Below are 11,427 nucleotides of genomic sequence, written 5' to 3' on the forward strand. Positions count from 1 at the left end.
GCGAGACCGCGCCCCGGCCGCGGCAGCCGTGCCGCTGGCCGGCCGCCCGGCCGCACGCCGCGTGCCGCATACCGGCATGCGCCGCGCCATCGCCCGCCGTCTCACCGAAAGCAAGCAGAACGTGCCGCACTTCTACCTGACGGTGGACTGCCGGATGGACGCGCTGTTGGCGCTGCGCGCCCAGGCCAACCAGGGCGGCGCGGTGAAGCTGTCGGTCAATGACTTCATCGTGCGCGCCGCTGCGCTGGCCCTGCGCGAAGTGCCGGAGGTCAATGCCAGCTGGCACGAGGACGCCGTCGAATACCATGCCGGCGCCGATATCTCGGTGGCAGTGGCCACCGACGGCGGCCTGGTCACGCCCATCGTGCGCGATGCCGACGTGAAATCCTTGTCCGCCATTGCCGGCGAAATCGTCGAGCTGGCCGGCCGCGCCAAGATCAACCGGCTCAAGCCCGAGGAATTCACCGGCGGCTCGCTGACCGTCAGCAACCTGGGCATGTACGGCATCAGCCAGTTCGCCGCCATCATCAATCCGCCGCAGGCCGCCATCCTGGCGGTGGGCGCGGCCGAGAAGCGTCCGGTGGTGGACAGCGACGGCCAATTGGCCGCCGCCACCGTCATGACCGTGACCCTGTCCGCGGACCACCGCGTGGTGGACGGCGCGGTGGGCGCGCGCTGGCTGGCCGCCTTCCGCACGCTGATCGAAAACCCCGTGCGCATCCTGCTGTGAGTCCCGCCATGACCAAGACTACGTTTGATCTCGTCGTGGTGGGCGGCGGCCCCGGCGGCTATGTCGCCGCCATCCGCGCCGCCCAGCTGGGCATGTCGGTCGCGCTGGTGGAGCGCGCCGAACTCGGCGGCATCTGCCTGAACTGGGGCTGCATCCCCACCAAGGCGCTGCTGCACAGCGCCACCGTGCTGCGCGCCTGCCGCGAGGCGGCGCACTATGGCGTGGCGGGCGCGGGCGAAGCGCGTCCGGACCTGGCCGCCATGGTGGCGCGTTCACGCAAGGTGGCGGGCCGCCTGGGCCAGGGCGTGGCGCACCTGATGAAGAAGAACGGCGTGACCGTGTTCGCCGCCAGCGCCAAGCTGGCGGGCGGCGGCCGCCTGGCGCTGGACAACGGCAGCATGCTGTCGGCCAAGCACATCATCCTGGCCACGGGCGCGCGCGCCCGGGAGTTGCCGGCGCTGCCCCTGGGCGAACGCGTCTGGGCCTACCGCCAGGCGCTGGTCCCGGCCGAGATTCCGAAGTCGCTGCTGGTGGTGGGCGCAGGCGCCATCGGCGCGGAGTTCGCCAGCTTCTACCGCGCCGTGGGCGCGGAGGTCACGCTGATCGACATGACCGCGGAAATCCTGCCGCAGGAAGACGCCGAGATCTCGGCGCTGGCCCGCAAGGCTTTCGAGAAGCAGGGCATCCACGTGCTGACGCAATGCGCCGTGACCTCATCGTCGCTGACCGCGACCGGCGTGAAGGTGACGCTGGACCGGCAAGGCAAGCGCAGCGAGCTGGAAGTGGACCGTGTCATCGTCGCCGCCGGCATCGTCGGCAACGTCGAGAACCTGGGCCTGGAGCAGACCCGCGTCAAGGTGGAGAGGACCCATATCGTCACCGACGGCCTGTGCCGCACGGCCGAGCCCGGCGTCTATGCCATCGGCGACGTGGCCGGCGCGCCGTGGCTCGCCCACAAGGCCAGCCATGAAGCCGTGCTGTGCGTGGAGGCCATCGCCGGCAAGCCCGCGCATCCCATCGATCCGCTGCGCATCCCGGCCTGCACCTACTCGTATCCGCAGGTCGCCAGCATCGGCATGAGCGAAGCCCGCGCCCGCGAACACGCCGCCAAGACCGGCGGCGACATCCGCGTGGGCAAGTTCACCTTCGCCGGCAACGGCAAGGCGATCGCCATGGGCGAGGACCAGGGGCTGGTAAAGACGGTGTTCGACGCCAAGAGCGGCGAGCTGCTGGGCGCGCACATCATCCACCCGGAAGCGTCCGAGCTGATTACCGGCTACGGCGTGGCGGCCTCGCTGGAAGCCACGGAGGAAGACCTGATGCACACCGTGTTCGCACACCCGACCTTGTCGGAAACGCTGCACGAATCGGTGCTGTCGGCCTTTGGCCGCGCCTTGCACGCCTAGGCGTCATGCCAAACGCGGCGCGGGTTCAGATCCGCGCCGCGAAGAAATCCAGGAAACAGGCGATGCGCCGCGAGAGCTGCGTGTTGCGGTGATACACCGCGTGCATGGGCTGTAGATAGTCCGTGTGCACGTCTTCCATCAGCTTCACCAGCCGGCCGGCCTTGACGTCCTCGCGCACCACGAAATCGGACAGGCAGGCGATGCCCACGCCGCGCACCGCCAGTTGCCGCTGCGTCTCGCCGCTGGACGTCGCCAGCGTCGGCACCGCCAGATAGCTGGACCCGCCAGCGTGGCGCAAGGGCCAGACGTTCAGGCTTTCAGGCTGGGTGAAACCCAGCACTTCATGCGTCGCCAGGTCCTCCACCGTCTGCGGCGCGCCGCGCCGGGCCACGTAATCCGGGCTGGCCATCACCCAGCGGGGCGACGGCCGCAGCGTGCGCGCATGCAGGGTGGAATCCGTCAGCGGTCCCATGCGCAGCGCCACGTCGGTGCGATGCTCCATGAGATCCACGATGCGGTCGTTGCTGGTGAGTTCGAGCGCGATCGCCGGGTATTCCCGCCGGAACTCCGCCACCAGCGGCACCACGCAATGCAGCATGACGGGCACCGACGCGTCCACCCGCAAGCGGCCGGCCGGGCGCTGATGCACCATGCGCATGCAGTCCTCGGCTTCGTCCAGCGACGCGACGATGTGCCGGGCCTTGGGCAGGAAATGCTTGCCCTCCTCGGTCAGCTCCATGCGCCGGGTGGTGCGGTTGATCAGGATGACACCGAGGTCTTCCTCGAGCCGCGACAGGCCGCGGCTGACGCCCGACGCCGTGTGGCCCAGCAGCTCGGCGGCGGCGCTGAGGGAGCCGGCATCCACCACACCCAGGAACAGGCGTACCGCGTCAGAGTTCAGGGACATGAGGCTGGCTCCTTGGTTTATGGGTCGATTGTATAGAGCCCACAGCACGCAGAGCCTGCAAAAAAACGCCGAAGGCCGGACGACAGCCGGCCCTCGGCGCTCAGGAGCAACCGGCGGTTACTGCGCCGGCACCACGGCAGTAACCTCAATCTCCACCTTGGCGCGGTCCTCCACCAGGTCCGCGACCTCCACGGCCGTCATCGCCGGGAAATGCCGGCCGATGTACTCGCGGTAGTGCTTGCCGATGGCCGGATACGCCGCCACGTACTCGTTCTTGTCCGTCACGTACCACGTCATCCGGACGATATGCTCAGGCTTGGCGCCGCCTTCGGCCAGAATCGCAACAATGTTCGCCAGCGTCTGGCGCACCTGCTCCGCCAGATCGTCGGTCTCGAACTGCTGCTGGCCATTCCACCCCACCTGTCCGCCCACAAATACGAGCTTGCTGCCCACCTGCATCTCGGTGAGCACGCCATTCGAATAGCCCCGGGGCGCCATCCAATCCGGCGGTTGCAGAATCTTCATAACGTCATCCTATATTTAAGAAAAGCAAACGATTCCCGCCGCTTACGCCGCGGGAACCAGATAAGCCTGCATGCGTTCCCGCAGATCCGCAGGCAGCGGCATGGACTTCATCGTCCGCAAATCCACCGTCACGATCGTCAGCGTCGCCGACAAGCGCAACTGGCCATCCGGCCCCTCGAAACGCACCAGCGCCTTGAACGACGCGCCGCCGATGCGCTGTACTTCCAGCACCTGGCGCAAACGCTCGTGCCAGCGGCTGGGCGCGCTGAAATCGCACTGCACCGACGCCATCGGCGTGCCGATGTGCCGCTCCACGTGCAGCGCATGAAACGGCAACCCCATGCCCTTGTCGAACCACTCCTCGACAAAGTCGTTGATCATCTCGAAATAGCGAGGATAGAAAACAATGCCCGCCGGATCGCAATGACGGAAGCGGACTTCGACCTGGCTGATGAAAGGGGCTGCCATGGAATTTCCTTGTTGCCGGTTCAGGCCATCTTGCGCAGCGCAAAGCGCTGCAGCTTGCCGGTTTCGGTGCGCGGCAGCGCATCGACAAACTCGATGGCACGGGGATACTTGTAGGGCGCGATATTGGCCTTCACGAACTGCTGCAGCGCCGCGACCAGCTCGCTGCCGGCCTCATAGCCCGGCTTGAGCACCACGAAAGCCTTGACCACCTGGCCGCGCTCGTCGTCCGCCGCGCCCACCACGCCGCACTCCGCCACGGCTTCGTGGCGCAGCAACGCGTCCTCGACCTCGGGGCCGGCAATGTTGTAGCCCGCCGAAACAATCATGTCGTCGTTGCGCGCCTGATAGAAGAAGTAGCCGTCGTCATCCTGCAGGAACGTATCGCCCGGCAGGTTCCAGCCGTTCTGCACGAAGCGCCGCTGGCGTTCGTCCGCCAGATAGCGGCAGCCGGTCGGCCCCTTGATCGCCAGGCGGCCCACCGTGCCGTTGGGCACGGGATTCATGTCGTCATCGACGATCTGCGCCACATAGCCCGGCACCACCCGACCGATGGCGCCGGCCTTGACCGACTCCGGCGGGCTCGACACGAACACGTGGATCATTTCCGTGCCGCCGATGCCGTCTATCATCTCGATGCCGCTGGCCTTTTTCCAGAGCTGGCGCGTCGCGTCCGGCAGCGCCTCGCCCGCCGACACGCTCTTCTTCAGCGACGACAGGTCGAACTTGCCCACCAGCGCCGCCATCTGGCGGTAGAACGTGGGCGCCGTGAACACGATGGTGGCGCGGAAATCCTGGATCAGCTGCAGCAGGCTTTCCGGCGACAGCTTCTCGGCCAGCACCGTGCTCGCGCCCACGCGCAGCGGGAAGCACAACAGGCCGCCCAGGCCGAAGGTGAAGGCCAGCGGCGGCGTGCCGCAGAAGATGTCGTCCGGACCCGGCTTGATGACGTGCTTGGGGAACAGGTCGCACATCGCCAGCACATCGCGGTGGAAGTGCATGCAGCCCTTGGGCGCGCCCGTGGTGCCGCTGGTGAAGGCGATCAGGCACACGTCGTCCGCCGCCGTATCGCAGGCCTTGAAATCGTCCGGCTTGGCCGCCGCCAACGCATCCAGCGCATCGGGCGCCTTGTCGTTGAAGTACATGACCTTCGTCAGGCCGGGGCAATGATGCTCATGGCTGGGCTGGGTGCAGAACTCCGCCTCGTCCTTCAGGCGGGCATCGCACAACACGGCCTGGATCTGCGCCTTGTCGATGATCTGCTTGAGTTCCTTGGCGCGCAACAGCGGCATCGTCGGCACCGTCACCAGACCGGCCTTGATCGCTGCCAGCCACGAGGCGGCCATCATGGGATTGTTCGGCCCGCGCAGCAGCAGGCGGTTGCCCGGCACCAGCCCCATGTCTTCGGCCAGCACCCGGGCGATGCGATTGGTCAGCGCGGCCAGCTCGCGGTAAGTCATCGTGGCCTGCTTGCCGTCCTGGCTCCAGCGCAGCGCGACGCGCTCGCCATGGCCGCGCTCGACCATGGCGTCCACCAGTTCGACCGCGCAATTGAAGCGTTTCGGATAGGCCACGTCGGGGCCGTCGAGCAGGAACTCTGGCCATTGTTCGCCCGGGGGCAGATTGTCCCGGGCGAAAGTGTCGATGTGGGCGGATGCTTCCATGGAATTCCCCTTGCTATTGCGGTGTAGTTGCTGTGCCGGGACGACGGAGCTCGATGGCTGCCTTACGCCTTCAGCAGTTCACGGGCAATGATCAACTTCTGCACTTCTGTCGCGCCTTCGTAGATCCGCAGCGCTCTTATTTCCCTGTAAAGCTTCTCCACCGGCATCCCCGACACCACGCCCGCGCCGCCGAACATCTGCAGTGCGCGGTCGATCACGGTCTGCGCCGATTCCGTGGCCGTCATCTTGGCCATGGCCGCTTCGCGCGTGGTGCGCTGCTTCAGCACGTCGCGCATCCAGGCCGCGCGGTAGGTCAGGAGCGCAGACGCGTCGATGGCGGTCGCCATGTCGCCCAGCGCGGCCTGCGTCAGTTGCAGGTCCGACAGCGTCTGGCCGAACATGCGGCGCGACTTGGAACGCGCCAGTCCTTCGTCCAGCGCGCGGCGCGCAAAACCCAGCGCGGCAGCCGCCACCGAGGCGCGGAAGATGTCCAGCGTCATCATGGCCAGCTTGAAGCCCTGGCCCGCGTCGCCCAGCCGGTGCGACGCCGGAATGCGGCAGTTGTCGAACGTGATGGTCGCCAGCGGGTGCGGCGCGATCAGGTCGATGCGTTCGCTGACCTCGAAGCCCGGCGTGTCGGCATCCACCACGAAGGCGCTGATGCCGCGCGCGCCGGGGGCTTCGCCAGTGCGCGCGAACACGCAATAGAAATCCGCGATGCCGCCGTTGGAAATCCAGGTCTTGGCGCCATTCAGCACGTAGTGGTCGCCTTCCAGCCTGGCTTCGCAGGCCAGCGCGGCCACGTCGGAGCCGGCGTCGGGTTCCGACAGCGCGAAGGCCGCGATGGCCTCGCCGCGGGCCACGCGCGGCAGATAGCGTTGGCGCAGTTCGTCCGAGCCCATCAGCGAAATCGCGCCGCTGCCCAGCCCCTGCATGGCGAAGGCGAAATCGGCCAGCCCTTCGTGGCGCGCCAGGGTTTCGCGCAGAATGCACACGGCGCGGGAATCCACTTCCGGCAGCGCGCCGCCCCAGGCGCCGCCAGGGCCGCCCGCGACCGCGTAGCGCAGCCAGCCGGCCTCGCCCATGGCGCGCACCAGCTTCTTGCAGGCGCCGTCGGCGTCATGGTGATCCACGTCCCCCAGGGACGCCTCGCACCAGGCGTCGACCTCGTGCGCCAGCTTGCGGTGCGCATCGTCGAAAAAAGGCCAATCCAGCCAGCTTGCGTCGCGCATGCTCAGTCCCCTTGGAACACCGGTTTTTGCTTGGCCACGAAGGCCTCGTAGGCGCGGCGGAAGTCGCGCGTCTGCATGCAGATGGCCTGGGCCTCGGCTTCGGCCTCGATGGCCTCGTCCACGCCCATGTTCCATTCCTGGTGCAGCAGCTTCTTGGTCACGCCGTGGGCGAAGGTCGGGCCCGCGGCCAGCTGCGCGGCCAGCGTCTGCGCGGCATCGGCCAGCGCGCCGGGCTCATGCAGGGCATTGAAAAAGCCCCAGCTGGCGCCTTCTTCCGCCGTCATGGCGCGGCCCGTGTAGAGCAGTTCGGACGCGCGGCCCTGGCCGATCATGCGCGGCAACAAGGTGCAGGCGCCCATGTCGGCGCCGGCCAGGCCGACGCGCGTGAACAGGAAGGCGGTGCGCGCGGCGGGCGTGCCCAGGCGCATGTCAGAGGCCAGCGCCACCATCGCGCCCGCGCCAGCGCAGATGCCGTCGACCGCCGCCACGATGGGCTGCGGGCAAGCGCGCATGGCCTTGACCAGATCGCCCGTCATGCGGGTGAAGTCCAGCAGCTCGGGCATGCTCATCTTGGTCAGCGGACCGATGATCTCGTGCACGTCGCCGCCCGAGCAAAAGTTGCCGCCCGCGCCCGTCACCACCACGACCTTGATGTCGGTGGCGTACACCAGCGCGCGGAACAGATCGCGCAGCTCGGCGTAGGAGTCGAACGTCAGCGGGTTCTTGCGCTCGGGGCGATTCAGCGTCACCGTGCCGATCTTGCCGTCGGCCGACACCTGCCACAGGAACGTCTTGGCCTGGTAGCCGGCAAACGGACGCTTGTGGTGTTTCATGGTGTGCTCTTCGGGCTGGGTGCTCATGGTGTCTCCGTTCGTGAATTGGGGTGGATGGGGCGCCGGCTTCAGCCGGTCATCACTTCGCCGCCGTCGACGGCGATGGCCTGGCCATTGACCGAGGCCGAGGCCGGCAGGGCCAGCCAGGCGACCGTCTCGGCCACTTCCTCGGGCTGCACCAGGCGGCCCTGGGGGTTGCGCTCGGCCAGCTTGGCGCGCGCGGCGTCCGGCGTCATGCCGGTCTTCTCGACGATGTTCGACACCGCGCCGCGCACGATGTCGGTTTCGGTGTAGCCGGGGCACACGGCGTTGACCGTGACGCCCTTTTGCGCGGTTTCCAGCGCCAGCGAGCGGGTCAGGCCGATCACGCCGTGCTTGGCCGCGCAATAGGCGCTGACATAGCCGTAGCCGATCAGGCCGGCCGTGCTGGCCACGTTGATTACCCGGCCCCATTTTTCCTGCAGCATGCCGGGTAACGCGGCCTGGATGCAGTGGAAGGTCCCGGTCAGGTTGACGTCCAGCATGGACTGCCACAGCGCCGCGTCGGTACGGTCAAATCGCTGGCTGACGGCCTGGCCGGCGTTGTTCACCAGCACCAGCACGGGGCCGAACTCGGCCTCGGCCTGGGCGAAGGCCGCCCGCACCGAGGCTTCGTTGGCGATGTCGGCGCTGACGGCCTGCACCTGACCCAGGCTGGCCAGGCTGTCGGCCGCGGCGTCCAGGGCCGCACCATCGCGGCCCAGCAGCGTGACGCGCGCGCCGCGCTGCAAGAGCGCCCGGGCGCAGGCCAGCCCGATGCCGCGGGCGCCGCCCGTCACCAGGGCGTGGCGTCCGGCCAGCGGGAGCGGAGTTGCGTTCATTTGATATCCAGTTGCGCCATGGCGGCGGCGCGTTCGAAGTTGGTTTCCAGTTGGCGCTTGCCTGCGAAGTACTGGCTCGGCCACGAAACATCACGGTAGCCCACTCGCGCCGCTTCGCGTAGCGTCCAGGAGGCGTCAGCCAAATGGGGACGCGCCAGCGCGCAAAGGTCGGCGCGACCCGAGGCGATGATGCCGTTGGCGTGGTCGGCCTCGAAGATGGCGCCCACCGCGATCGTCGGAATGCCGGCCTCGTTGCGCACGCGGTCCGCGAACGGGGTCTGGAACATGCGGCCGTAGACCGGCTTTTCTTCCTTGCTGACCTGGCCGGACGAGCAGTCGATCATGTCGGCGCCGGCTGCCTTGAAGTGGCGCGCGATCTCCACCGCGTCATCGGCCGTGATGCCGCCTTCCACCCAGTCGCTGGCGGAGATCCGCACCGACATGGGCTTGTTCTCGGGCCATACCGCGCGCACGGCATGGAACACCTCCAGCGGGAAGCGCAGGCGGTTCTCCAGGCTGCCGCCGTATTCGTCGCTGCGGTGGTTCGTGAGCGGCGAGATGAAGCTGGACAGCAGGTAGCCGTGCGCGCAGTGCAGCTCCAGCCAGTCGAAGCCAGCCTGCTCGGCGCGGCGGGCGGCGGCCACGAAGTTGTCGCGCACATCGTCCATGTCGGCGCGCGTCATGGCGCGCGGCGTCTGCGACACGCCTTCGATGTAAGGCAGGGCCGACGCCGACAAGAGCGGCCAGTTGCCTTCGGCCAGCGGATGATCGATCTTCTGCCAGCCCAGCTGCGTGGAACCCTTGCGGCCGGCGTGGCCCAGCTGCAGGCCGATGCGGGCATCGCTGTTGCCATGCACGAAGCCGACGATGCGGGCGAACGCGTCGCGCTGCTCGTCGTTCCAGAGGCCCGGGCAGCCCGGGGTGATGCGGCCGTCCGGCGACACGCAGGTCATCTCGACCATGACGAGGCCCGCGCCGCCCATGGCGCGCGCGCCCAGGTGCACCAGGTGGAAATCGCCCGGCACGCCATCGGTGCACGAATACATGGCCATCGGCGACACCAGGATGCGGTTCTTCAGCCGCACGCCGCGCGCCTGATAGGGCGTCAGCATCGGGATCGCAGGCCGCTGGCCCGGCGCGGCGGCAGCGCCGGCGCGTTCCGCGATCCAGCGCTCGAAGCCTTCCAGCCAGGCGGGGTCGCGCAGGCGCAGGTTTTCATGCGAAATCCGCTGCGAGCGGGTCAGGAGCGAATAGGCGAACTGCTCAGGCTCCAGGTCGGCATAGCGCTCGACGTTCTCGAACCATTCGGTCGAGTTGCGGGCGGCGTTCTGGATCTTCAGCACTTCGACGCTGCGCACTTCCTCGTAGTGCTTCAGGCCGGCTTCCACGCTGCCTTCGGCGCCGCTCAGGCAGCGCGCCAGCTCGATCGCGTCTTCCAGGGCCAGCTTGGTGCCGGAGCCGATCGAGAAGTGCGCGGTGTGGGCTGCGTCGCCCATCAGCACCACCGGCACGCGGCGCTCGCCGCGGGCGGTGTCGAGCTTGTTCCAGTGCACCCAGGTATTGCAGATGACGCGCGGGAAGCGGATCCAGATGGCCGAGCCGCGCAGGTGCGTGGCGTTGCTGATCAACGGATTGCCATCCAGCCAGGGCGCGAACAGCTTTTCGCAGTAGGCGATGCCCTCTTCCTGGCTCATCTGCTCGATGCCGGCGGCCTGCCAGGTTTCCTCGGGCGTCTCCACAATGAACGTGGACATGCCGTCTTCGTAGCGGTAGGCGTGCGCCTGGAACCAGCCGTGCTCGGTCTGGACGAAGGCGAAGGTGAAGGCATCGAACACCTTCTTGGTGCCCAGCCACACGAAGCGGCAGCGGCGCTGGTCGATGTCCGGATGGAAAGTGTCGGCGTAGCGGGTACGGACCTGGCTGTTGATGCCGTCCGAGGCGATGACCAGGTCGGCGTCGTATTCGCGGGCGATGGCCTGGTCGTCCTGGATGAACTGTTCGAACACCAGCTTCACGCCCACGTCCTCGCAGCGCGCCTGCAGGATGTTCAGCAGCTTCTTGCGGCCGATGCCGATGAAGCCATGGCCGCCGCTGCGGATGCTGCGGCCCTTGAAGTTGATGTCGATGTCGTCCCAGTGGTTGAAGGCGTCGCCGATGGTCTGGGCGGAAACGGGGTCGGCTTCACGCAGGTTCTGCATGGTGGCGTCGGAGAACACCACCCCCCAGCCGAAGGTGTCGTAAGGGCGGTTGCGCTCGATCACGGTGACTTCGTTGGCGGGGTCTTGCAGCTTCATGAGCAGACCGAAATACAGGCCGGCGGGGCCCCCGCCGATGCAGACTATTTTCATTGCCGTAGCGCTCCGTGGTAAGCGACATCCGCTCTGAATTCCTGGAGCTGGCGGCCGCAGATATTTAAACCTGGATAGTTTAGGCTTGAAATATATACCTGAAGGTCCCGAGGCGCAAATGGGGAAAGTATCTAGATACTTTGGACCTAAATAGGGACGCGCTTGCCGCCCCACCACCACCACCCCGCCCCACCGCATTCGCGCCAGCGAACACAATAGCAATGAAAGCAATCACGTATGTCATTGTCGGCCGCCTGCGCGGCCGACAATGACGGGCAACACAAGCCCCGCCCCCGACCACGGACGCAGCAGCGCCACAAACCAAGACTCAAGCAGCCCGTCGGCGCCGGCACCGGCACCCGCACCCGCACGCACGCACGCACGACGTCAACACCAACCAGCACTCATCAGACACCAAAAAAAAAGCGGCGCTAAAAAGCGCCGCCCTCTTACCCAA

General features: G+C 67.4%; 10 protein-coding genes. 2 read left to right on the forward strand and 8 right to left on the reverse strand.

The genetic code is table 11. The features are described 5' to 3' along the window. Together HV766_RS30045 and lpdA are read left to right on the forward strand one after the other, a co-directional pair. Positions 1-730: 2-oxo acid dehydrogenase subunit E2 (locus HV766_RS30045; protein WP_175182369.1), on the forward strand; the 730-nt coding region annotated here is incomplete at its 5' end. An 8-nt stretch (positions 731-738) separates the two neighbouring features. Beyond that, positions 739-2,136 carry a dihydrolipoyl dehydrogenase gene (lpdA, locus tag HV766_RS30050; RefSeq protein ID WP_175182370.1) on the forward strand — a complete coding sequence of 466 codons (1,398 nt, stop codon included), beginning with the start codon at positions 739-741 and terminating at the stop codon, positions 2,134-2,136. A 25-nt stretch (positions 2,137-2,161) separates the two neighbouring features. Here lpdA and HV766_RS30055 read toward each other — a convergent pair whose 3' ends face one another. The 8 genes from HV766_RS30055 to HV766_RS30090 all read right to left on the reverse strand — a co-directional run bounded on the left by HV766_RS30055 (position 2,162) and on the right by HV766_RS30090 (position 10,970). Further along, the gene (locus HV766_RS30055; protein ID WP_175160912.1) at positions 2,162-3,043 is read right to left on the reverse strand and encodes a LysR family transcriptional regulator; all 882 of its coding nucleotides are present in this window, start codon (positions 3,041-3,043) and stop codon (positions 2,162-2,164) included. Positions 3,044-3,160: 117 nt separating this feature from the next. Beyond that, positions 3,161-3,568 (reverse strand): RidA family protein, encoded by a 408-nt coding sequence (locus HV766_RS30060; RefSeq protein WP_042796274.1) that lies wholly within the window; start codon positions 3,566-3,568, stop codon positions 3,161-3,163. A 42-nt stretch (positions 3,569-3,610) separates the two neighbouring features. After that, a complete protein-coding gene (locus tag HV766_RS30065) occupies positions 3,611-4,036 on the reverse strand; it encodes an acyl-CoA thioesterase (protein WP_013391343.1) in 426 nt (141 codons plus the stop codon). A gap of 20 nt (positions 4,037-4,056) precedes the next feature. Further along, positions 4,057-5,697: an AMP-binding protein gene (locus HV766_RS30070; RefSeq protein WP_054458919.1), complete on the reverse strand. Its 1,641-nt coding sequence runs from the start codon at positions 5,695-5,697 to the stop codon at positions 4,057-4,059. A 62-nt stretch (positions 5,698-5,759) separates the two neighbouring features. Beyond that, positions 5,760-6,929 (reverse strand): acyl-CoA dehydrogenase family protein, encoded by a 1,170-nt coding sequence (locus HV766_RS30075; protein WP_054458917.1) that lies wholly within the window; start codon positions 6,927-6,929, stop codon positions 5,760-5,762. 2 nt (positions 6,930-6,931) lie between these two features. Beyond that, positions 6,932-7,789, reverse strand: a complete 858-nt coding sequence (locus HV766_RS30080) for an enoyl-CoA hydratase family protein (RefSeq protein WP_042796271.1) — start codon at positions 7,787-7,789, stop codon at positions 6,932-6,934. A 41-nt stretch (positions 7,790-7,830) separates the two neighbouring features. Next, a complete protein-coding gene (locus tag HV766_RS30085; protein WP_054458915.1) occupies positions 7,831-8,622 on the reverse strand; it encodes an SDR family NAD(P)-dependent oxidoreductase in 792 nt (263 codons plus the stop codon). Beyond that, positions 8,619-10,970, reverse strand: coding sequence for a bifunctional salicylyl-CoA 5-hydroxylase/oxidoreductase (locus tag HV766_RS30090; protein WP_054458914.1), 2,352 nt, complete (start codon positions 10,968-10,970; stop codon positions 8,619-8,621). Before HV766_RS30090 ends, HV766_RS30085 begins: the two co-directional genes overlap by 4 nt. Positions 10,971-11,427: the final 457 nt, after the last annotated feature.

This window comes from Achromobacter aegrifaciens (assembly GCF_902859735.1).
GTDB lineage: Bacteria > Pseudomonadota > Gammaproteobacteria > Burkholderiales > Burkholderiaceae_B > Achromobacter > Achromobacter aegrifaciens.

Excerpts from the sequence above, each read along its gene's own strand:
- lpdA (WP_175182370.1), top strand. The coding sequence starts at position 739 with ATGACCAAGACTACGTTTGATCTCGTCGTGGTGGGCGGCGGCCCCGGC.
- HV766_RS30055 (WP_175160912.1), bottom strand. The coding sequence starts at position 3,043 with ATGTCCCTGAACTCTGACGCGGTACGCCTGTTCCTGGGTGTGGTGGAT.
- HV766_RS30060 (WP_042796274.1), bottom strand. The coding sequence starts at position 3,568 with ATGAAGATTCTGCAACCGCCGGATTGGATGGCGCCCCGGGGCTATTCG.
- HV766_RS30065 (WP_013391343.1), bottom strand. The coding sequence starts at position 4,036 with ATGGCAGCCCCTTTCATCAGCCAGGTCGAAGTCCGCTTCCGTCATTGC.
- HV766_RS30070 (WP_054458919.1), bottom strand. The coding sequence starts at position 5,697 with ATGGAAGCATCCGCCCACATCGACACTTTCGCCCGGGACAATCTGCCC.
- HV766_RS30075 (WP_054458917.1), bottom strand. The coding sequence starts at position 6,929 with ATGCGCGACGCAAGCTGGCTGGATTGGCCTTTTTTCGACGATGCGCAC.
- HV766_RS30080 (WP_042796271.1), bottom strand. The coding sequence starts at position 7,789 with ATGAGCACCCAGCCCGAAGAGCACACCATGAAACACCACAAGCGTCCG.
- HV766_RS30085 (WP_054458915.1), bottom strand. The coding sequence starts at position 8,622 with ATGAACGCAACTCCGCTCCCGCTGGCCGGACGCCACGCCCTGGTGACG.
- HV766_RS30090 (WP_054458914.1), bottom strand. The coding sequence starts at position 10,970 with ATGAAAATAGTCTGCATCGGCGGGGGCCCCGCCGGCCTGTATTTCGGT.